A 21,617-nucleotide genomic window follows, 5' to 3' on the forward strand; every position below is an offset into this window, starting at 1 on the left:
CAGGGTGCTGAGGAGCGTAGCGAAGGGGATTTTATCTGTGCATAGCAAAACCCCCGGCAGGGCCGGGGGTTTTGAAGGTCACTCGTCGAGGAAGGAGCGCAGATGCTCGCTTCGCGTCGGGTGGCGCAGTTTGCGCAACGCCTTGGCTTCGATCTGACGAATCCGCTCACGGGTTACATCGAACTGCTTACCGACTTCCTCAAGGGTGTGGTCGGTATTCATGTCGATGCCGAAGCGCATGCGCAGTACCTTGGCTTCACGGGCAGTGAGGCCGGAGAGTACTTCGCGAGTCGCTTCCTTGAGACTCTCGACAGTGGCGACATCGATCGGAGACTGCATGGTGGAGTCTTCGATGAAGTCACCCAGATGGGAGTCTTCGTCATCACCGATCGGGGTTTCCATGGAGATCGGCTCTTTGGCGATCTTCAATACCTTGCGGATCTTGTCCTCGGGCATTTCCATGCGTTCGCCCAGCTCTTCCGGTGTCGGTTCGCGACCCATTTCCTGCAGCATCTGCCGGGAAATACGGTTGAGCTTGTTGATCGTCTCGATCATGTGCACCGGGATACGGATGGTGCGGGCCTGGTCGGCGATCGAGCGAGTGATCGCCTGACGGATCCACCAGGTGGCATAAGTCGAGAACTTGTAGCCGCGACGGTATTCGAACTTGTCCACCGCCTTCATCAGGCCGATGTTGCCTTCCTGGATCAGGTCGAGGAATTGCAGGCCGCGGTTGGTGTACTTCTTGGCGATGGAGATCACCAGACGCAAGTTCGCTTCGACCATCTCTTTCTTCGCGCGACGGGCCTTGGCCTCGCCGATCGACATGCGACGGTTGATGTCCTTGATCTCGGCGATGCTCAGGCCAGTCTCAGCCTCCAGCGCACTGAGCTTCTGCTGGCAGCGAACGATGTCCGGTTGCAGGCGGGCAATGGCTTCAGCGTATTTGCTCTTGCCCTTGGCCAGTGCATCGGTCCAGCTTTCGTCGACTTCGTTGCCAGGGAACTGGCGCAGGAAATCGGCACGCGGCATGCGGGCATCACGCACGCAAAGCTGCATGATCGCGCGCTCTTGCTGGCGCAAGCGATCCAGGGCGCTGCGAACACGTTCGACCAGGCCTTCGAATTGCTTGGGTACCAGCTTGATCGGCATGAACAGCTCGGCCAGTGCCAACAGCTCGGCAATCGCCTGCTTGTTGTTGCGGCCGTGCTTTTTCAGCGCCTTGCGGGTGATTTCCATCTGGTCGGCCACAGCGCCGAAACGCTGTGCTGCGATGATCGGATCCGGACCGCTTTCGGCTTCTTCCTCGTCGTCGCTCGCTTCGGCGTCGTCGTCATCGGTGTCGTCGTCGGCCTTGACGGCTTTCGCGTCGATCGGTGGCGGCACTTCGGCGGCAGGCGGCGCAATGCCGTCGTCCGGATCGATATAACCGCTCAAGACGTCGGACAGGCGGCCACCTTCGGTGGTGACGCGGGTGTACTCGGAGAGAATATGGTCAACCGTGCCAGGGAAGTGCGCGATAGCGCCCATCACTTCACGGATGCCTTCTTCAATACGCTTGGCGATTTCGATTTCGCCTTCACGTGTGAGGAGCTCTACCGTACCCATTTCACGCATGTACATGCGCACGGGGTCCGTGGTGCGACCAATGTCGGTCTCGACCGCTGCCAACGCTGCGGCCGCTTCTTCAGCGGCCGCCTCGTCGGTATCGGCGTCGGCCAGCATAAGGGCATCCTTATCTGGAGCAACCTCGAATACGTTGATCCCCATGTCGTTGATCATGCGGATGATGTCTTCCACCTGTTCCGGATCTGAAATATCCTCCGGCAGGTGGTCGTTGACCTCCGCGTAAGTCAGGTAGCCCTGCTCACGACCCAATAGGATCAACTCTTTGATACGAGACTGCTGTTGCGCTTTTCCGGACATAACACCCTATCCACTGAAGGTCTTGGCGGGCAAAAAACAAGCCGAGGATTATACCTGAGCTGTGACCTCACGCGCCAGTTGAGGTCGGGTTTGATGCGCAAACATTGCGGCTGAGTAAGTCGCGCAATTGGTTTTTCTCTTCGCTGGTCAACTCGCTCTGGCGAGCTTTTCGCAGAAGTTGTTCCAGGTTTCGCTCGCGTTGGCGGGCGGACAAGCTAGTAATGGTGTCGAAAAACTGTTGTTCAAGGTTGTCTCCCTCAATCAGCCATTCCTTCTCGGCCAGGGCCTTCAACAGGCGCCCCTGCTCGGTGCCGTGCCACCGTGCAATCAACTGGAAAGAGTTTAGCTTGGGGTTCTTCTGCACGGCTTCAAGGAGTGCGACCAGCAATTGCGTATTGCTGTGGTCCTCGGCGGCGAAGTGCCCGGCGTCCTCTACTTTTTCCGCCAGTTGCGGGTGATGCAGCAAGGTGCGCAAGGCGGCCAGTGTTGGTGGTTCGACGGCGGCCGGCACGCGCGGGGCACGTGGCTGGTCGCGATCGCCGCGCTTGCCGTTCTTGTCCCAGGGTTTCTTGTCCCATTTCTTGCCGCCACTGCCGGTTTTTTTCGGTGTCCATTCCTGCTGGGGGGCGTAATCCTGCTGAGGTTGATGATAGTCGGCGAAATCCGGCATCGCGTCGTAATCGATGCCCGGGTCATAAGCCGGTGGCGCCTCCTGGGGGGCGCTGTGCACCAGTTGATTGACCGCTTCGCTGTTCAGGCCGGTGATCTCGCTCAGGCGCTGGCGCATGAGTGTGCGCAGGTTGGCGCCGGGCACCTTGTCGATCAACGGTGCCGCGAGGGTGGCCATGTGGGCCTTGCCTTCGAGGGAGCGTGGATCGGCTTCTTCGGTCAACTGCTGGAAAAAATAGTCGGCCAACGGTTGTGCGTGCTGGTTGATCCGGGCACGGAACGCATCGGTGCCTTCGGAGCGCACCAGGGTGTCCGGGTCCTCGCCCTCGGGCAGGAACAGGAAGCGTGCCCGCCGGCCGTCCTGCAGGCACGGCAAGGTCGCTTCCAGGGCGCGCCAGGCGGCGTTGCGACCGGCCTGGTCGCCGTCGAAGCAGAACAGCACGTTGGGCACGACACGAAACAGGCGTTTCATGTGCTCTTCGCTGGTGGCCGTGCCCAGGGTCGCCACGGCGTTGCGCAGGCCTTGCTGGGCCAGGGCAATAACGTCCATGTAGCCTTCGACGACAATGATTTCATCGAGGTTGCGGTTGTTCTTGCGTGCTTCGTACAGGCCATAGAGTTCCTGGCCCTTATGGAACACCGGGGTTTCCGGGGAGTTCAGGTATTTCGGCTTGTCGTCGCCCAGCACCCGGCCACCAAAGGCGATGATCCGTCCGCGTGTGTCGCGGATCGGAAACATGACCCGGTCGCGGAAGCGGTCGTAGCGCTTGCCGGTTTCGGCATTTTCAATCAGCAGGCCGGCGTCGATCATGGCGCGCTGTTGCAACGTATCGCTGCTTAGGTGCTTGTACAGGTTGTCCCAGCCGGGCGGGGCGAAGCCGAGGCCGAAGTCCCGGGCGATTTCGCCGGTCAGGCCGCGGCCCTTGAGATAATCCACCGCAGCCTTGCGTGCCGGATGGCTTTTGAGGGCCTGGCGATAAAAATCCGCCGCCGCCGTCAGCAGTGGGTAAAGCGGAGAATCGGTCGGTTGGCGTGGCTTGTGCTGTCGACCGCTTTCCTCCCGGGGTATTTCCATGCCGGCGGCTTTGGCCAGTTCTTCGACGGCCTGGGGGAAGTCCAGGTTGTCGTGGTCCATGATGAAGCCGAGGGCATTGCCGCCAGCGCCGCAGCCGAAGCAATAGTAGAACTGCTTGTCGGGGCTGACGCTGAAAGAAGGCGTTTTTTCTTTATGGAACGGGCAGCAGGCTGTGTAGTTCTTGCCCGCTTTCTTCATTTGCAGGCGAGAGCTGACCACGTCGACGATGTCGGTGCGGTTCAGGAGGTCGTCAATAAAGCTCTGGGGAATCAGCCCGGCCATGGCGTTCTCATCATCACTGCGCGAAATATGGACCCGAAATCGGCAGGCGTAACCGAGTCTGGGTTTGAGGCACGCTAAATCGGTGGCTCGACCGGGTCGTCTGCATCATCGCTGTCGGGAAGTGTATCTGCCGATAATCCACTGACGTTAATAACTATCAGTATTCGACTGTTTGAATGTGTTGCGCTGAGTCCGGTAACGGCTGTTCAGGCCTCGGGTAGCTCATGAAGCGGACACGCAGGCAGGTGCCTTGGGCTGATCGTCGTTAGAGGAATCAGGGTGTGCTCGTCGGTAGCCTTGGAAGGCTCGTCAGGAAAGACGTGCACCGCTGGCAAAAGAGCCAGGTCTGACGCGGTGAAGCAGGTTGTCTATGTCGCGTCTGCGACTTTGACAGTGAAGCATCAAGCGTTATTCCGCAAATGCCATAAGCCCGGCTTGAGGGCCGGGCTTGGCAGAAGCTTGCTACGGACGTCTGTGTATTAGTACAGACGTACGGCGCGGCGCTGTTCGCGCTGAACTTTCTTGGCGTGACGCTTAACAGCGGCTGCTGCCTTGCGCTTACGCTCAGAAGTCGGCTTCTCGTAGAATTCGCGGCTACGAACTTCAGCCAGAACACCGGCTTTTTCGCAGGAGCGCTTGAAACGACGCAGAGCTACGTCGAAGGGTTCGTTCTCTTTTACTTTGACGGCTGGCATCCAGAGCTACCTTCATTCATTACCGGGGTCAACATCCTCGCGGCAAAAGAGCACTTGAAGACGTCGGTTTTTAAGGGTTGCGGATGTTAACCCCTCAACGCTCGGAATGCAAAGCCTCTGATCGAAAACCGCTGGTCGGGGCACAACGCGGCGACTATTATGCGCGCCTTCGAATTCAGCCTCTACAAGGCGCAAACCCATGCTAGTACTGGGATTAGAAACCTCCTGCGACGAAACCGGTGTCGCACTTTACGACAGTGAACGTGGCCTGCTGGCCGATGCGCTGTTCAGCCAGATCGACCTGCACCGTGCCTACGGCGGGGTGGTGCCGGAGCTTGCCTCTCGCGATCACGTCAAGCGCATGCTGCCCTTGATCCGCCAGGTCCTGGCCGAAGCCAACTGCGTGTCGACCGAGATCGACGGCATCGCCTACACCGCCGGCCCGGGCCTGGTGGGCGCGTTGCTGGTGGGCGCCTCCTGTGCCCAGGCGCTGGCCTTTGCCTGGGGGATTCCGGCCTTGGGCGTGCATCACATGGAAGGTCATCTGCTGGCGCCGATGCTGGAGTCGCAACCGCCGCAATTTCCGTTCGTCGCTTTGTTGGTATCGGGCGGCCATACGCAGCTCATTCGAGTCGATGGCATCGGCCAATACGAGTTGCTCGGCGAGACGCTCGATGATGCTGCCGGCGAAGCGTTCGACAAAACTGCAAAAATGATGGGCCTCAATTATCCCGGTGGGCCGGAAATTTCCCGGCTTGCGACGCAAGGGGTCGATGGGCGTTTCGTGTTCCCGCGGCCGATGTGCGACCGTCCCGGCCTGGATTTCAGTTTCAGCGGGTTGAAGACCTTCGCCCTGAACACCTGGCAGCAGTGCGTCAGCGCCGGGGACGACAGTGAACAAGCCCGTTGCGACATCTCGCTGGCGTTCCAGCAGGCCGTGGTGGAGACTTTGACCATCAAGTGCAAGCGTGCCCTCAAGCAGGCCGGGCTCAAGCGCCTGGTGATCGCAGGCGGCGTGAGCGCGAACAAGGCCTTGCGGGCATCGCTGGAGAAAATGCTCGGCGACATGAAGGGCGACGTTTACTACGCCCGGCCGGAGTTCTGTACAGATAACGGCGCGATGATTGCCTTTGCCGGTTGCCAGCGCTTGCAGGCCGGCCAGCACGAAAGCCTGGCGATCAGCGTGCAGGCGCGCTGGCCGATGGAGCAGTTGGCGCCCCTGTGACAGGGCATTTAAAAATGCCGTTCGCGCCCGGCGAACAGGTCGCGTAGATTGCCCCGGTGACGCCAGACGATCAGCGCAACCAGCGCGGTCATCGGTAGCAAGGCCGCCGGTTCCTGCCAGGCCAGTAGCGGCAGGGTCAGCGGCGTGGCGATCAGCGCGGCCAGGGAGCTGGTGCGGGTCAGGTAGAACGTCAGCAGCCAGGCACAGACAGCCAGCAGGGCGGCGGGCGGGTACAGGCCCAGCAACATGCCGGCGGCGGTGGCGACACCCTTGCCGCCACGAAAGCGAAAGTACAGCGGGAATAGATGGCCGATGACGGCGCAGACGCCAATCCAGGCCTGTTGCTGCAACGAGAGCCCTGCGAGGCTGGCGATCAATACCGGGACAAGGCCTTTGCAGAGGTCGCCCAGCAGGGTCAGGATGGCGAGTTTGCGTCCGGCCAGGCGCAGCATGTTGGTGGCGCCGGCATTGCCTGAGCCACTCATTCGCGGATCCGGGCGACCGGTCAGGCGGCTGAGCAAAATGGCGAAGGACAGCGAGCCGAGCAGGTAGGCGAGAATCGCCAGTAACCAAAACATGCTAACTATTCCGGGCGAGGACGCCCTGATTCTAACGGCGCATTGCGCCCTTGTCGTGCTGCGGAGAAGAGTGCTTGGACAGAGTGTTTATCGAGGGCCTGGAAGTCGACACGGTAATCGGGGCCTACGACTGGGAGCGAGGCATCCGACAGTGCCTGCGGCTTGACCTGAGCTTCGCCTGGGACAACCGTCCGGCCGCCGCGGGCGACGACCTGACCCTGGCACTCGACTACGCCAGCGTATCGTCGCGCATCCAGGCATTTGCCGAACAGGCGCAGTTCCAATTGGTCGAGACCTTTGCCGAGCGACTGGCCCAGGAGCTCATGGATGAGTTCAAGATCACCTGGCTGCGTCTGAAATTAACCAAGCCTGGCGCCGTACCGGCGGCCAGCGGCGTTGGTGTGGAGATCGAGCGCGGATGTCGCTGACTCAGGTTTTTCTCGGGCTCGGCAGCAATATCGAGCGCGAAACCCATCTGTGCGCCGGTCTTGAAGCCTTGGCCGGTTTCCTGGTGGACATCCGCTGTTCGGCCGTGTTCGAGAGCCAGCCGGTGGGTATCAAGAGCGGGCCATTCTTCAATTTCGTCGTCTCGGCCTTCACGGATCTGCCGCTGATGGAGCTGGATCGTCGTCTCAAGTTCATCGAGGCGGACAACGGTCGCTATGCGCCGGACCGCAAGGGGCTGCCGCTGGATATCGACGTGTTGTTGTATGGCGAACAGGTCGGCAACTTCGATGGGTTGATCTTGCCGCGTGCGGAAATCCTCAAGAACGCCTTCGTCCTATGGCCTTTGTCGTTGATCGCGCCGGATCGGATTCACCCAGGCGTCGGCAAAAGCTTCGCCACTTTGTGGGAAGAATCGCAGATCGACCAGGTGCTGGCGCCAGTGGCTTTCGAATGGCGTGGCCAGCAGCTTACGCCATCGAATCTGCTGTGAGGCGCCTGCCGTCATCGCGAGCCTGCTCGCGATGGCGGCGTTACATCCGGCCGGAATGCGAACTGACCTGAAAAGCCCGTCAGCTCGCCGCCTCTTTATAGGCCTTCAACGCCTTGAGCCGCTCGCGCTTGATCGCCTCACCCAGCTCCGGTCCCTTGAAGCCTTTCTCCAGCAAGGGCTGCACCGCCACTGCGCGGGCTGCTGCCGCAGCGCCCCGCAAATAATCAGCCTGTGGATAACTTCTGTCTTCAAGCCCTTTGCGCCCCCGCGCATCCATCTCACAGGCTGCGATGAATTCCTCGAAGCGCTGAGGTCGACGGTACACATCGAAACTCTGCAGCAGCTCAAGCAAAGTGGACGCCTTGAGCTCAAGCGCGCGATGACCATGGGTGTGGTATTGGCCTACCAGTAACGCCAATTCCTGACAGTCGCGGGGCGCCTTGAAGCGTTCGTTGACCGCTTTGATCAGCTTCAGCCCCGTGTGCTCATGGGCGATGTGTCGCGGCCATTCGTGTTGGGGCGTCAGGCCTTTGCCCAGGTCATGGAGCAGGCAGGCCCAGCGGACTGTCAGCGGTTGTTGGTGCAGGGCGGCTTGTTCCAGCACGCTCAGGGTATGGGCGCCAGTGTCGATTTCCGGGTGATGGGCTTCAGGCTGGGGTACGCCAAACAGCGCATCGACCTCTGGCATCAGGACCTTGAGGGCCGTGCAGTCGCGCAAGACCTGGATAAATACCTGCGGCTGTTTTTCCATGAGGGCGCGGGAAATTTCTTTCCAACTGCGCTCGGCCGTCAGTGCTTCCAGCTCGCCGGACTCGCTGAGTTGGCGCATCAGTTCAAGGGTTTCGTCCGCCACCTTGAAACCCAGCGGGGCATAACGCGCGGCGAAGCGGGCAACCCGCAGGACTCGGAGTGGATCTTCGGCGAAAGCGGGGGAAACGTGGCGTAGCACCCGGGCTTCCAGGTCGCGCTGGCCGTGGTACGGATCGGTCAGGTTGCCGTGGTCATCCTCGGCCATGGCGTTGATCGTCAGGTCCCGGCGAACCAGGTCCTGCTCCAGGGTCACTTCAGGGCTGGCATGGAACACGAAGCCGCCATAGCCTCGGCCGCTCTTGCGTTCGGTGCGGGCGAGGGCGTACTCCTCGCCGCTCTTTGGGTCTAGGAATACCGGAAAATCGGCTCCCACCGGGCGAAACCCCTTGGCGAGCATTTCCTCGGCGGTGGCCCCCACCACGACCCGATCGATGTCGGTGACGGGAATGCCTAGCAGGCGGTCGCGAACGGCGCCGCCGACTTTATAGATCTGCATAAAAAACCTCCGTTGGTCCGACAGGATAACCTTTGCGTCGGACGTCCGGAGGCGAAAACGGGATCAAAGATGAATGACGGCCAGGTCCAGGCGACCGTAGTCTCCTTCGGCTTGTTCGCCCCTGGGGGGGACGTGATGGGTTTTCATCACCTGGTCGCCTTGCAGGGTTTCCAAGTGGATGTCGAAACCCCAGAGGCGATGCAGGTGCTTGAGCACTTCGTCGGTGGAGTCGCCCAGTGGTTTGCGGTTGTGTGCCTGGTGTCGCAGGGTCAGCGAGCGATCCCCGCGGCGGTCAATGCTGTAGATCTGCACATTGGGTTCGCGATTGCCCAGATTGTACTGCGCCGCCAGGGTTTCGCGAATGATGCGGTAGCCGCCCTCATCGTGAATGGCAGGTACCAGCAGGTCATCTTTCTGATCGTCATCGAGGATGCTGAACAGTTTCAGGTCGCGAATCACCTTGGGCGAGAGGTACTGCAGGATGAAGCTTTCGTCCTTGAAGCTGCTCATGGCGAATTTAATGGCGGACAACCAGTCCGAGCCGGCAATTTCCGGGAACCAGCGACGATCTTCCTCGGTGGGGTTTTCGCACATGCGCCGGATGTCGCGGTACATGGCGAAGCCCAGTGCGTAAGGGTTGATACCGCTGTAGTACGGGCTGTCGAAGCCAGGCTGGAACACCACGCTGGTGTGGGACGTCAGGAACTCCATCATGAAGCCGTCTGTGACCAGGCCCTCGTCGTACAAGTCGTTCATCAGCGTGTAGTGCCAGAACGTGGCCCAGCCCTCGTTCATGACCTGGGTTTGGCGCTGTGGATAGAAGTACTGGGCGATCTTGCGCACGATGCGCACGATTTCCCGCTGCCACGGCTCCAGCAGCGGCGCATGTTTTTCAATGAAATAGAGAATGTTCTCCTGGGGCTCGGCAGGGAACCGGGCATTGTCTTTTTCGTTGTACTTGTCTGCACCTTTGGGAATGGTGCGCCACAGATCGTTGATCTGTTTTTGCAGGTGCTCTTCGCGATCCTTCTGGCGCCGACGTTCTTCCTCGGCGGAAATCGGATACGGCCGCTTGTAGCGGTCCACGCCGTAGTTCATCAGGGCGTGGCAGGAGTCCAGCAGGTCCTCCACCGCGTCGATACCATGGCGCTCCTCGCATTGCATGATGTACTGCTTGGCGAACACCAGGTAATCGATGATCGAGCTGGCATCGGTCCAGGTGCGGAACAGGTAGTTGCCCTTGAAGAAGCTGTTGTGCCCATAGCAGGCATGTGCCACCACCAAGGCCTGCATGCAGATGGTGTTTTCTTCCATCAGGTAGGCGATGCAGGGATCGGAGTTGATGACGATCTCATAGGCCAACCCCATCTGGCCCCGGCTGTAGGATTTCTCGGTGCTGAGAAAGTGCTTGCCGTAGGACCAGTGGTGATAGCCCAGCGGCATGCCGACCGACGCGTAGGCGTCCATCATCTGCTCGGCGGTGATCACCTCGATCTGGTTCGGGTAGGTGTCGAGGGCATAACGGTCCGCGATACGGCTGATTTCGCGGTCGTAGGCCTTGATCAGCTCGAATGTCCATTCGGAGCCGGTGGAAATAGGCTGGCGCTTCTGCTCTTTTTTGGCGGTCATGTCACTAACCTGCGCTGGAAGAGTTCACGGAAGACCGGGTAGATATCCCCGGCCGAGACCAATTGCTGTTGGGCAAATGTGTCGGAAAAAGCTTCGGCAATCCGTTCGTATTCGTACCACAAGGCCTGGTGTTCGCGTGGAGTAATTTCCACGTAGGTGTAGTACTGGACGAACGGCATGATCTGGTTGATCAGGATGTCACGGCAGATCGGTGAATCGTCGTTCCAGTTGTCACCGTCCGACGCCTGGGCTGCATAGATGTTCCATTCGTTGGCGGGGTAGCGCTCGGCCATGATCTCCTGCATCAGCTTCAGGGCGCTGGAGACGATGGTGCCGCCGGTTTCCCTGGAATAGAAAAACTCCTCTTCGTCCACTTCCCGGGCGCTGGTGTGATGGCGGATGAACACTACATCGATCTTGTCGTAGTTCCGTTTCAGGAACAGGTACAACAGGATGAAGAAACGCTTGGCGATGTCCTTGGTGGCTTGGGTCATGGAGCCGGAGACGTCCATCAGGCAGAACATCACCGCCTTGGAGCTGGGGTTTGGCTGCTTCACCAGCAGGTTGTACTTGAGGTCGAACGTGTCGAGGAACGGTACGCGATGGATGCGGGCGCTGAGTTTCTCGATTTCCGCTTCAAGGTCCTGAATGTCGCCAAAATTGTCGGGTTCTTCGCGTTTCAGGCGGGCCAGTTCTTCCTTCACCTCGCGTAGTTTTGCCCGGCTGCTGCCCGACAGCGCGATACGCCGGGCGTGGGCTGAGCGAAGGGTGCGGATGATGTTGATGCGTGATGGATTGCCTTCGTTGCTGATACCGGCACGCACGGTCTTGAAGGTGTCGGTGCCGGTCAGGTTACGCTTGACCAGGTTCGGCAGTTCCAGGTCCTCGAACATGAACTCCAGGAATTCCTCCTGGGTGATCTGGAACACGAACTCATCCATGCCTTCGCCGGAGTTGCCGGCCTTGCCGGGTCCCTTGCCGCCGCCTCCGCCCTGGGGACGGGGGATGTGCTCGCCACTGGTGAATTCCTTGTTGCCGGGGTGTACGACGGTCTGTTTGCCACCGCGACCATGGTGAAGCACCGGCTCGTCGATGTCGCGACCGGGGATACTGATCTGTTCGCCGTGTTCCATGTCGGTAATGGAACGCCGGCTGACCGCCTCTTCGACGGCCTTCTTGATGTGGTCACGGTAACGCCGCAGAAACCGCTGGCGGTTCACCGTGCTCTTGTTCTTGCCATTAAGGCGTCGGTCGATCACATAGCTCATAGGCCCCTCCGGGGGAGCTTCAAGTCGTAAGCCTCAAGCTGCAAGGGGCGTGGCGTCGAGCCATGGGCTCAACGCCGTTCCCTTACAGGCTGTAGCTAGAAGCTTGCCGCTGCTTACTGCGATTTCCGGACCCGCAGATACCACTCGGAGAGCAGTCGTACCTGTTTGTCGGTATAGCCACGTTCGACCATGCGTGTGACGAAATCGTTGTGTTTTTGCTGGTCCTCCTTGCTGGCCTTGGCGTTGAAGCTGATGACTGGCAGCAGGTCTTCGGTGTTGGAGAACATTTTCTTCTCGATGACCACCCGCAGCTTTTCATAGCTGAGCCAGGTTGGGTTCTTGCCGTTGTTGTTGGCTCGGGCGCGCAATACGAAGTTGACGATCTCGTTGCGGAAGTCCTTCGGATTGCTGATGCCCGCCGGTTTCTCGATTTTCTCCAACTCCTCGTTGAGGGCCACGCGATTGAGGATTTCGCCGGTTTCCGGGTCGCGGTATTCCTGGTCCTGGATCCAGAAGTCTGCGTACAGCACGTAGCGGTCGAAGATGTTCTGGCCGTACTCGCTGTAGGACTCCAGGTACGCCGTCTGGATTTCCTTGCCGATGAACTCGATGTAGCGCGGGGCCAGGTATTCCTTGAGGAAACGCAGGTAGCGCTCGCGGGTTTCGGCCTGGAATTGCTCTTGCTCGATCTGCTGTTCCAGCACATACAGCAGATGAACCGGGTTGGCCGCGATCTCGTGAGGGTCGAAGTTGAAGACCTTGGACAGGATCTTGAACGCGAAACGTGTGGACAGCCCGTTCATCCCTTCATCGACCCCCGCATTGTCGCGGTATTCCTGGATCGACTTGGCCTTCGGATCGGTGTCCTTGAGGTTTTCACCGTCGTACACGCGCATCTTCGAATAGATGTTGGAGTTTTCCGGCTCCTTGAGGCGCGACAGCACCGTGAACTGGGCAAGCATCTTCAGGGTGTCGGGTGCGCAATGGGCCTTGGACAGCGAACTGTTGAACAGCAGCTTGTCGTAGATCTTCACCTCATCGCTCACTCGCAGGCAGTACGGCACCTTGACGATGTAGATCCGGTCGATGAAGGCCTCGTTGTTCTTGTTGTTGCGGAAGGTATGCCATTCCGATTCGTTGGAGTGGGCCAGCAGGATGCCGGTGAACGGAATGGCCCCCAGCCCCTCGGTGCTGTTGTAGTTGCCTTCCTGAGTGGCGGTCAGCAGCGGGTGCAGCACCTTGATGGGTGCCTTGAACATTTCGACGAATTCCATCAGGCCCTGGTTGGCCCGGCACAGCGCCCCCGAATAGCTGTAGGCGTCGGCGTCGTTTTGTGGGAATTCTTCCAGTTTACGGATATCGACCTTGCCCACCAGGGCGGAAATATCCTGGTTGTTTTCGTCACCCGGTTCGGTCTTGGCCACCGCGATCTGGTTGAGGATCGATGGGTAGAGCTTGACCACCTTGAACTGACTGATGTCACCGCCGAACTCGGCCAGGCGCTTGGTTGCCCAGGGCGACATGATGGTATTGAGATAGCGGCGTGGAATGCCGAAGTCTTCCTCGAGGATCGCGCCATCTTCAGTGGCGTTGAAAAGCCCTAGAGGCGATTCGAACACCGGTGAGCCCTTGATGGCGTAGAAGGGCACTTTTTCGATCAGTTGCTTGAGCTTCTCGGCCAGGGACGATTTACCACCACCCACGGGGCCGAGCAGATAAAGGATTTGTTTCTTCTCTTCCAGGCCTTGGGCGGCGTGGCGGAAATAGGAGACGATTTGTTCGATGCATTCTTCCATCCCGTGGAAGTCCGCAAAGGCCGGATAGCGGCGAATCACCTTGTTGGAAAAAATTCGCGAGAGCCTCGAGTTGGTCGAGGTATCCAGCAACTCCGGTTCTCCGATTGCCAGCAACAGACGCTCCGCAGCCGATGCATAGGCACTGCGGTCCTGCTTGCAGAGTTCGAGGTATTCCTGCAGCGAGTATTCCTCCTGCCGCGTGGACTCGAAACGTTGCTGGAAGTGGCTAAAAATGCTCATGACGTCACCTCGCTCGATACGTGGAGCCGGTGTCGGATCAATCAGTCGATGCTGGACAGCCGCTGGGAACCCAGTTGCCGTTTTACCCCCCAGAATGCTTTCAAGCATGCAGGCTCTTGAAAGCTGACTCCCGATGACCCGCGCGCCGGTGTACCGGCTCTCCCCTGTTTTGGATGGCCTGAGGCTAAGGATAGTTCGGAATCGCGGAGGTAAAGGTGGAATACGTAATTAGTTATGGCAGACCGTTCGTCTGCCATCGCTCAAGCCCACGGTTCACGCGGGCTTGGACGGCATAAAAAATTATTCGTGATTGTCTTGCGCTGTTTCTGAAGGATAAGTCGCACGCCACAACTCAAAACCGCCGTCCAGGCTGTAGACGTCGCTGAAGCCCTGGCTGACCAGATAGGCGGCTGCGCTCTGGCTGGAGTTGCCGTGATAGCAGACCACGACCGTAGGCGCATCGAGGTCGGCGGCCCGGATGAAGTCGGAGATGGAATGGTTGTCCAGATGCCGGGAGCCACTGATATGCGAAGCCGCAAAAGTGGCTGGGTCGCGGACGTCGACGACGACCGCGCCTTGCTCGCGCAGGGCCTGGGCCTGTTCCGGGGGGATGCGTTTGAATTCGCTCATGAGGGGCTCCTGTAGCTGAAGCGCAACGCCGGTCAAACGGCAGTGCCGGCCGGCAATGGTGCAGTGGTCGGGTGATGGATTTTGGCGTGGCCCTGTTCATCGCAATCGCAATGTAGTTGCTCGCCAGTGTCGACGTTCATCAGGGTCATGGCGCTGCCCCACACGCAACCGGTATCGAGGGCGAAGACGCCGGGTTCGTCGGATTGGCCGCCCAGTGCGGCCCAGTGCCCGAAAATGATCTTCAGGTTACGGGTCTTGCGCTCACTGTGCTTGAACCAGGGGGCATAACCGGGTGGCGCCGTCTCGATACCTTCCTTGCCCTTGAGATCGAGCTTGCCGTCGCGGGTGCAGAAGCGCATGCGCGTGAAATAATTGGTGATGACGCGAAGACGAGCGCTGCCGGTGAGGTCGTTGTCCCACTTGACCGGCTCGTTGCCGTACATGCCATCCAGGTAGGGGGCGAACAGGTTGTCGTCGCGCAATGCCTGTTCGACTTCGCCAGCGCACTTGAGCGCCTTGCGCAGGGACCACTGGGGCGGGATGCCGGCATGGACCAGTGCAAGGTTGCGCGCCTCGTCGTAGTGCATGAGCTTCTGCTGGCGCAACCACTCCAGCAGTTCAACGCAATCGGGGGCGTCGAGAATTTCGCTCAAGGTGTCGGACTTTTTCAGGCGCTCGATGTTCTGCCAGGCAGCCAGCAGATGCAGGTCGTGGTTACCGAGCACGCACACCAGCGACTGGCGGATGCCGTAGAGAAAACGCAACGTCTCAAGGGACTGCGGGCCACGGTTGACCAGGTCGCCCACCAGCCACAACGTGTCTTTTTGAGGATCGAAAGCAACGCGCTCCAGCAAGCATTTGAGCGGGTCGAGGCAGCCTTGCAGGTCGCCGACCGCATACGTGGCCATTAGTGCAGGGCTCCGGGCACGGCCAGGCGAAAGGGTTTGATGACGGCGTCGAAGCGTTTGCCGTCCTCGGCCAGCATCTGGTAGGTGCCTTGCATGGTGCCGACCTTGGTCGTCATCACTGTGCCGCTGCTGTAGCTGTGGCTCTTGCCTGCATCGATCAATGGCTGCTGGCCGACCACCCCTTCGCCACGCACCTCTTCGACATGGCCATCGCCGTCGGTGATGATCCAATGCCGTGACAGCAGCCTGGCTGGCAAGGAGCCGTTATTGCGCACGGTAATGCTGTAGGCGAAAGCGAAGCGGTCATGCTCGGGTTGCGACTGTTCTGCCAGAAAACGGGTGGTGACGCTGACGTCGACCTGGTAACGAGGATCAGACATGCAAATAAGGCCTTAAAAACGAAGCGGGACGCGGGCGCGACTCAGGAGATCAGTCTAGGCCAAGTATCGGGTAGTAGACCAGACTGGCGTACTGCCCGATAGCGATCGTCACCCGTTCAGTTGGCGTCGACTTGCGGGGCGACCTGCTCACTGAGTTTGTCGGCCAGGCGCACGAACGCTGCCAGGTCCAACTGCTCTGGGCGCAGGCTGCCATCGACGCCGGCGGCTTCGATTTCGGTGCTGCTGAGCAATAGTTTCAGGGTGTTGCGCAAGGTTTTGCGGCGCTGGTTGAACGCTTCGCGTACCACCCGCTCCAGTAGGCGATGATCCTTGGCCGGGTGCGGCAGGACGGCATGGGGCACCAGGCGGACAATGGCCGAGTCGACCTTCGGCGGCGGGTTGAACGCGCCCGGGCCTACGTTGAACAGGTGTTCGACCCGGCAATGGTACTGGACCATGATCGACAGGCGACCCCAGTCACCACCGCCAGGGCCGGCGGCGAGTCGCTCGACCACTTCTTTCTGCAACATGAAATGCATGTCGCGGATCAGGCCGGCGTTGCTCAGCAGGTGGAAGATCAGCGGAGTGGAGATGTTGTACGGCAGGTTTCCCACCACCCGCAGGCTGTTCGGTGCAGCGTTCAGGCTATTGAAGTCGAACTTCAGCGCGTCGCCCTGGTGCAGGCTGAAATTGCTCCTGCCGGCGAACTGCTGGTTGAGGATCGGCACCAGGTCCTTGTCCAGTTCCACCACGTCCAGTTGTGCGCCGCTGTCGAGCAGGCCCTCGGTCAGGGCGCCTTGGCCCGGGCCGATTTCCAGCAGGCGGTCGTCGGGCTTGGCCCGGATCGAGCGCAGGATACGATCGATCACGCCGGCGTCATGCAGGAAGTTCTGGCCGAAACGCTTGCGCGCGCGGTGTTGGTATTGCTCGGTCATAAATGGGTCTCGGCCATCTGGTAGGCGGTTTCCAGCGCGACTTGCAGGCTGCCGGTATCGATCTTGCCGCTGCCGGCCAGGTCCAGGGCAGTGCCATGGTCCACGGAGGTGCGGATGATCGGCAGGCCCAGCGTCACGTTGACCGCCGCGCCGAAACCTTTGTACTTCAGCACGGGCAGGCCCTGGTCGTGGTACATCGCCAGCACCGCGTCGCAGTGCTCCAGATATTTTGGGGTAAACAGAGTGTCGGCAGGCAGCGGGCCACGCAGGTCCATGCCCTCGCTGCGCAGGCGCTCCAAAGTGGGTTCGATGATGTCGATTTCTTCACGGCCCAGGTGTCCGCCTTCGCCCGCGTGGGGATTGAGCCCGCAAACGAGGATGCGCGGCCGGGCGATGCCGAATTTTTCCTGCAGGTCGGCGTGCAGGATGCGCGTGACCCGCTCCAGGCGTTCCGGGGTGATGGCGTCGGCGACGTCCCGCAAGGGCAGGTGAGTGGTCACCAGGGCCACACGCAGCCCACGGGTAGCGAGCATCATCACCACTTGCGCGGTGTGGGTCAGGTCCGCCAGGAATTCGGTGTGCCCGGAAAAGGCAATCCCGGATTCGTTGATCACGCCTTTGTGCACCGGTGCGGTGATCATGCCGGCGAACGCACCGTCCAGGCAGCCCTGGCCGGCGCGGGTCAGGGTCTCGAGGACGAACGCGGCGTTGGCCTTGTCCAACTGCCCTGTGACGACCGGAGCACCCAGGGGCGTATCCCAGACATACAGGCTGTTGGCGGGTGCCGGGACGTCCGGCCAGGCCTGCGAGGTCACGGGCAACAGGTTGACGACCAGCCCCAGTTGCGCGGCCCGCTCAAGGAGCAGGTCGCGACTGGTGATGGCAATCAGGGGGTGTGGCTGGGCTTGCGAGGCGAGCAGCAGGCACAGGTCGGGACCGATGCCGGCTGGTTCGCCGGGGGTCAGCGCGAAACGCTTGGGTTTCACTGCGCTGCCTGGTCTGCACCAGGAAGTTTGATTTCAACGTAGGCTTCGTCGCGAATCTGACGCAGCCAGGTTTGCAGCTCTTCGTCGTATTTGCGGTTGCGCAAGACAGTCATTGCCTGCTGTTCGCGAGCCTGGGTGGTGCTGTCAGTGGCGCGGCGGCCAAGGACTTCCAGCACGTGCCAGCCATAAGGGCTCTTGAACGGCTTGGACAACTGGCCTTGCGGCGTGTCGGCCATGACCTGGCGGAACTCGGGAACCAGTGCATTGGGGTCAACCCAATTCAGGTCGCCGCCGTTGAGGGCCGAGCCCGGGTCTTCGGAAAAACTCTTCGCCAGTTCAGCAAAGTCTTCGCCCGCTTCGATGCGGTCGTAGAGTTTCTCCGCCAGGCGCTTGGTCTCGGCTTCGCTGCGAATCTCGCTTGGCTTGATCAGGATGTGGCGAACATGCACTTCGTCACGGACCTGGGTTCCGCCACCGCGCTTTTCCAGCACTTTCAGGATAATGAAGCCGCCTGGGGTGCGTGCTGGCTGGGTGATGTCGCCCACGGCCATGGCGCTCAGTTCACGGTCGAACGGAGGCGGCAGTTGAGCGGGTTTTCTCCAGCCCATGTCACCGCCTTCCAGGGCGTTGTCGCTGCCCGACTTGGCAATGGCCATCTGACCGAAATCAGCGCCTTGCTTGAGTTGCTGGTAGACATCCATTGCCTGGCGATAAGCGCTCTGGATCGCTTCGGAGTTGGCGCTTTCCGGGGTCGGAATCAGGATGTTCGCCAAGTGCAACTCTTCGGAAAGCTGCATCTTGCCCAGGTCCGAGGCGAGGAAGTTTTTCACTTCCTGCTCCGACACCTGGATGCGTTCGGCCACACGGCGCTGACGCACACGGCTGATGACCATTTCGCGGCGGATCTGATCACGGGCGTCCTCGTAGGAGAGGCCGTCGCGAGCCAGGGCGGCGCGGAACTGGTCGATGCTCATGTTGTTGCGCTGGGCAATGGTGCCGACGGCCTGGTTCAGTTCTTCATCGGTGATGCGAATGCCGGAGCGTTCGCCGATCTGCAACTGCAGGTTTTCGACGATCAGGCGTTCAAGCACTTGCTGGTCCAGTACGCCTGGTGGCGGCTGGCCACCGCCGCGCTTGGCGATGGTTTGCTGCACTTCATGGACGCGCTGGTCCAGCTGGCTCTGCATGACCACGTCGTTATCGACAATGGCCACCACTTTATCGATGGACTGTACCGCGGCGTTGGCCGCGGTACCCAGGAACAGCGCGCCCAACATCAGCGGGCGCAGACAATCAGAAAGCTTGGTCTTCACGTTCACGATAACCTTGGATGCCTTTGTCGAGGAAGCTCTCTACCTTGGCGCCGGTCAGGCCGCCGAGTCCCTTCAGAACAATTTGGAGGAAGATGCCGTGGTCGCCTTTTTCGTTTTCCGGGGCGGCTTGACTGAACTCTTCGTAGTCGACCCAGTAACGGTTGATCAGGCGCAGTTTCCAGCAGCAATTGTCGTATTCGAAACCACCGAAGGCTTCCAGGGTACGGTTGCGGTTGTAGTCATACTGCCAGCGGCTGATGAGGTTCCACTGTGGCACGATCGGCCAGATGACCGAGAAGTCGTGCTGCTTGATCTTGTAGTAGTCCTTCACATAGTCCGCATCGCCCGGGCGACCATAGTCGCCACCGCCCACTTGCCATTGGCCGGTCGCCTCGTCGTAGCGGACCTGGTCATTGCGGTAGCGGTAACCGGCATTGATGACCTTGTTCGGGTTGTCTTCCGGCTGGTAATGGAACATCGCGCTACCCGAGCGAGGGCTGCGGGTGTCCGGGTCCCAGTTGTAGGTCGCAGTGGTGCGCCAGTCGCGGTTCCAGTGGTATTCGTATTCCAGTGCGTACGGAGAAACGTCCGACTTGGCGTCTTCTCGAGTATCGAAGTCAATGCCTGGCAATTGGACTTTGCGATCCTTGAAATAAAACGCCTGGCCGACGGCGAGACGTTGGCGCTCAAAGCCGTTCTCTTCAATCCAGCGGCTGGTCACGCCCAAGGACAACTTGTTCTCGTCCCCGACACGGTCAGAGCCGGTGAAGCGATTGTCGCGAAACAACGAGGAATAGCTAAAGGTCGATTCGCTGGTATCGAAGATAGGAATGTCGCTCTGGTCCTTCTCGGGTACATAGAGATAGAACAGGCGTGGTTCCAGGGTCTGACGATAGTTGGTGCCAAACCATTGCGTGTTGCGGTCGAAGTACAGACCGCTGTCGATGCTGGCGATAGGGACACTGCGGTTTGGCGTGCTGTCGTAGCCGTTTCCAACGACGCTCTTGCCCGTACCATCCAGATCCAAATCATATTGGGTGTATTGGTACTTGAGGGACGGTTTGAGATAGCCATAGGACGCGGTCATCGGCAGGCTCATAACCGGCGCGAGGTTCATGCGATTGCCGTTAGCCCGTGCCAGGCCGCGAACGTTGGTATCCAGCCACGGCTCGACGTTGCCGTCCTCATCGGTATAGTTGCCAGTGCGCAAATCACGGTCAAACCGCACCAACTCTGTCTTGTATGCGAAATCCAGCCCATACGGGTGCTCCGGCAGAGCACCGCTGAACGTAATCTGGGGCAGGCGGTTGTACGGTGTGATCTTCGAAATCGTCGCCAACTGGTAGGCCTGTGCATTCAAGCGGGCAACGTAGTTATCCCCCCGATAGCTGACGATCCCTTGCTGATTGACGCGATCATTGGTCTCGATACCAATCTGATCGCTTTTAAGATCCTGGAAATAGTAAGGATCGCTGATCTTGGTGTAGTCGACTTCCGTCAGCACGCGCGAGTCGAGGCCGCCCTTGTGCTGCCAGTTATACATGTAGCGGGTCTTGTCGTAGTCGCTTTGCCCGCTGCGCTCATCGTCCTCGTCGTTGAGGTACGCAGCACCGAACTGACCTTCGCTGGATTTGGTCAGGTAGCGGAATTCGCCTTCCATCAACAGGCCGCGCTTGGCCATGTAGCGCGGATACAACGTGGCATCGTAGTTCGGCGCCAGGTTGAAGTAGTACGGGGTGACCAGCAGGAAGCCGGTGTCGCTGCCGCTGCCGATGGTCGGCGGCAGGAAGCCGGACTGGCGACGGTCGTCGATCGGGAAGTAGATGTACGGTGTGTACAGGACCGGGAAGTCCTTGACCCGCAGCGTCACGTTGGTCGCGGTACCGAAGCCGGTGGCCGGGTTCAGGGTGATGTTGTTGCCCTTGAGCGTCCAGGCGTTGCTGTTCGGTTCGCACGTGGTGTACGTACCGTCCTTGAGACGGATGATCGCATTCTCTGCACGCTTGGCGTACAGCGCGTTACCGCGAATACGCGACTTGTGCATCACGTATTCGGCGTTGTCGACCTTGGCTTCGCCGGTGTCCAGCTGTACATCGGCATGGTCGCCGACGATCAGTGCACCGTTGTCGCGAACGCGGACGTTACCGCTCAGCTCACCGCGGTTCTCAGCCTGGTACAGGCTGGCCTCGTCGGCCTCGACCTGCATGCTGCCCTGGCGCATGACCACGTCGCCGGCCAGGGTCGCCACCTGTTCTTCCTGTTGATAGCGCGAAGCCTTGGCGCCGAGGAAGGTAGGAGCGTCGCTCTTGGCCGTCTTGTCGTTCATGCCAGGACGGGTCGGCTCGATATAGGCACCCGAGCAGTAAGGGCCGGTTTCAGCCAATTGCGCCGGGGTAAGGTTCTCCCGTGGAACCCAATCCAGGTGACTGTAGTCTGCACTGCGCGACTTCAGGCCGCGGCCCTTGGCTTCGGTAACGAGCATCGGCTTTTCGCCGGCTTCCTCGCCCGAGCTGCTGTCGGCCGGAGCCGCGCCGCTGTCGGAAACCGCACTGCCGTCATGCACGGGACGCGGCGGCAACGCGGCGGCCGGTGTCTTGGGCGCACAGTCCCAGGCACCCGAAGCGGAGACGGAGCAGTCATACTGCTGCGCCGCGACGACGAATGAAGAGGCCAGGGGTTGCAGGGCCAGCAGACTGCCGGTGACCAGCAACGGAAATTTTTTACGAAACGCGGGGGATTTCAATGCCATCTTATTAGTCCGGGCTTCCTGCGTGCCATCTGCCCGCGGTGTGGGCCGCACGCCTCTCGATGGTCTGAAAAAGATGCTGGATAATAAAGC

General features: G+C 60.1%; 18 protein-coding genes. 3 read left to right on the plus strand and 15 right to left on the minus strand.

Annotated elements, in window-relative coordinates; translation table 11 throughout:
• Nucleotides 1-78: 78 nt before the first annotated feature.
• From rpoD to rpsU, 3 genes are all read right to left on the minus strand, one after another.
• On the minus strand, nt 79-1,926 hold the full coding sequence (gene rpoD / locus TK06_RS23900; protein WP_063324103.1) for an RNA polymerase sigma factor RpoD: 1,848 nt from the start codon (nt 1,924-1,926) through the stop codon (nt 79-81).
• Nucleotides 1,927-1,993: 67 nt separating this feature from the next.
• Nucleotides 1,994-3,952, minus strand: a complete 1,959-nt coding sequence (gene dnaG, locus TK06_RS23905) for a DNA primase (protein WP_063324104.1) — start codon at nt 3,950-3,952, stop codon at nt 1,994-1,996.
• A 479-nt stretch (nt 3,953-4,431) separates the two neighbouring features.
• Nucleotides 4,432-4,647: a 30S ribosomal protein S21 gene (gene rpsU, locus TK06_RS23910; protein ID WP_002551877.1), complete on the minus strand. Its 216-nt coding sequence runs from the start codon at nt 4,645-4,647 to the stop codon at nt 4,432-4,434.
• Between the two features lie 199 nt (nt 4,648-4,846).
• Here rpsU and tsaD point away from each other — a divergent pair, with 199 nt between their 5' ends.
• Entirely contained in the window at nt 4,847-5,872 is a 1,026-nt protein-coding gene (gene tsaD / locus TK06_RS23915; RefSeq protein WP_063324105.1) for a tRNA (adenosine(37)-N6)-threonylcarbamoyltransferase complex transferase subunit TsaD, read from the plus strand.
• A gap of 8 nt (nt 5,873-5,880) precedes the next feature.
• Here the strand turns inward: tsaD and plsY are convergent, their stop codons facing one another.
• On the minus strand, nt 5,881-6,450 hold the full coding sequence (gene plsY, locus TK06_RS23920) for a glycerol-3-phosphate 1-O-acyltransferase PlsY (protein WP_003206189.1): 570 nt from the start codon (nt 6,448-6,450) through the stop codon (nt 5,881-5,883).
• Between the two features lie 74 nt (nt 6,451-6,524).
• On the opposite strand from plsY, the gene folB reads away from it, so the two are divergent.
• Both folB and folK read left to right on the plus strand, forming a co-directional pair.
• Nucleotides 6,525-6,878, plus strand: a complete 354-nt coding sequence (gene folB / locus TK06_RS23925; RefSeq protein ID WP_003206187.1) for a dihydroneopterin aldolase — start codon at nt 6,525-6,527, stop codon at nt 6,876-6,878.
• Nucleotides 6,869-7,387 carry a 2-amino-4-hydroxy-6-hydroxymethyldihydropteridine diphosphokinase gene (gene folK / locus TK06_RS23930; protein ID WP_057449623.1) on the plus strand — a complete coding sequence of 173 codons (519 nt, stop codon included), beginning with the start codon at nt 6,869-6,871 and terminating at the stop codon, nt 7,385-7,387. The genes folB and folK overlap by 10 nt, the downstream gene beginning before the upstream one ends.
• A 79-nt stretch (nt 7,388-7,466) precedes the next feature.
• Here the strand turns inward: folK and TK06_RS23935 are convergent, their stop codons facing one another.
• From TK06_RS23935 to TK06_RS23985, 11 genes are all read right to left on the minus strand, one after another.
• On the minus strand, nt 7,467-8,693 hold the full coding sequence (locus tag TK06_RS23935; RefSeq protein WP_063324106.1) for a multifunctional CCA addition/repair protein: 1,227 nt from the start codon (nt 8,691-8,693) through the stop codon (nt 7,467-7,469).
• A 63-nt stretch (nt 8,694-8,756) separates the two neighbouring features.
• Entirely contained in the window at nt 8,757-10,322 is a 1,566-nt protein-coding gene (locus tag TK06_RS23940) for a SpoVR family protein (protein WP_063324107.1), read from the minus strand.
• The gene (locus TK06_RS23945; RefSeq protein ID WP_025215799.1) at nt 10,319-11,590 is read right to left on the minus strand and encodes a YeaH/YhbH family protein; all 1,272 of its coding nucleotides are present in this window, start codon (nt 11,588-11,590) and stop codon (nt 10,319-10,321) included. The genes TK06_RS23940 and TK06_RS23945 overlap by 4 nt, the downstream gene beginning before the upstream one ends.
• A 113-nt stretch (nt 11,591-11,703) precedes the next feature.
• Nucleotides 11,704-13,626, minus strand: coding sequence for a PrkA family serine protein kinase (locus TK06_RS23950; protein WP_003206178.1), 1,923 nt, complete (start codon nt 13,624-13,626; stop codon nt 11,704-11,706).
• A 300-nt stretch (nt 13,627-13,926) separates the two neighbouring features.
• On the minus strand, nt 13,927-14,256 hold the full coding sequence (glpE, locus tag TK06_RS23955; protein WP_063324108.1) for a thiosulfate sulfurtransferase GlpE: 330 nt from the start codon (nt 14,254-14,256) through the stop codon (nt 13,927-13,929).
• 32 nt (nt 14,257-14,288) lie between these two features.
• Nucleotides 14,289-15,164, minus strand: a complete 876-nt coding sequence (locus TK06_RS23960; protein ID WP_063324109.1) for a symmetrical bis(5'-nucleosyl)-tetraphosphatase — start codon at nt 15,162-15,164, stop codon at nt 14,289-14,291.
• On the minus strand, nt 15,164-15,544 hold the full coding sequence (gene apaG / locus TK06_RS23965; RefSeq protein ID WP_003206172.1) for a Co2+/Mg2+ efflux protein ApaG: 381 nt from the start codon (nt 15,542-15,544) through the stop codon (nt 15,164-15,166). Before apaG ends, TK06_RS23960 begins: the two co-directional genes overlap by 1 nt.
• A 116-nt stretch (nt 15,545-15,660) precedes the next feature.
• Complete coding sequence (gene rsmA / locus TK06_RS23970) at nt 15,661-16,479, minus strand: 16S rRNA (adenine(1518)-N(6)/adenine(1519)-N(6))-dimethyltransferase RsmA (RefSeq protein ID WP_018607222.1); 819 nt, start codon at nt 16,477-16,479, stop codon at nt 15,661-15,663.
• Nucleotides 16,476-17,465 carry a 4-hydroxythreonine-4-phosphate dehydrogenase PdxA gene (pdxA, locus tag TK06_RS23975; RefSeq protein WP_063324110.1) on the minus strand — a complete coding sequence of 330 codons (990 nt, stop codon included), beginning with the start codon at nt 17,463-17,465 and terminating at the stop codon, nt 16,476-16,478. Before pdxA ends, rsmA begins: the two co-directional genes overlap by 4 nt.
• Nucleotides 17,462-18,778, minus strand: a complete 1,317-nt coding sequence (gene surA, locus TK06_RS23980; RefSeq protein ID WP_013694355.1) for a peptidylprolyl isomerase SurA — start codon at nt 18,776-18,778, stop codon at nt 17,462-17,464. Before surA ends, pdxA begins: the two co-directional genes overlap by 4 nt.
• Nucleotides 18,759-21,527, minus strand: coding sequence for an LPS-assembly protein LptD (locus TK06_RS23985; RefSeq protein WP_063324111.1), 2,769 nt, complete (start codon nt 21,525-21,527; stop codon nt 18,759-18,761). The genes surA and TK06_RS23985 overlap by 20 nt, the downstream gene beginning before the upstream one ends.
• Nucleotides 21,528-21,617 lie beyond the last annotated feature (90 nt).

Origin of the sequence: Pseudomonas fluorescens (assembly GCF_001623525.1) — a bacterium.
In the GTDB taxonomy this organism is placed as follows: Bacteria; Pseudomonadota; Gammaproteobacteria; order Pseudomonadales; family Pseudomonadaceae; genus Aquipseudomonas; species Aquipseudomonas fluorescens_Q.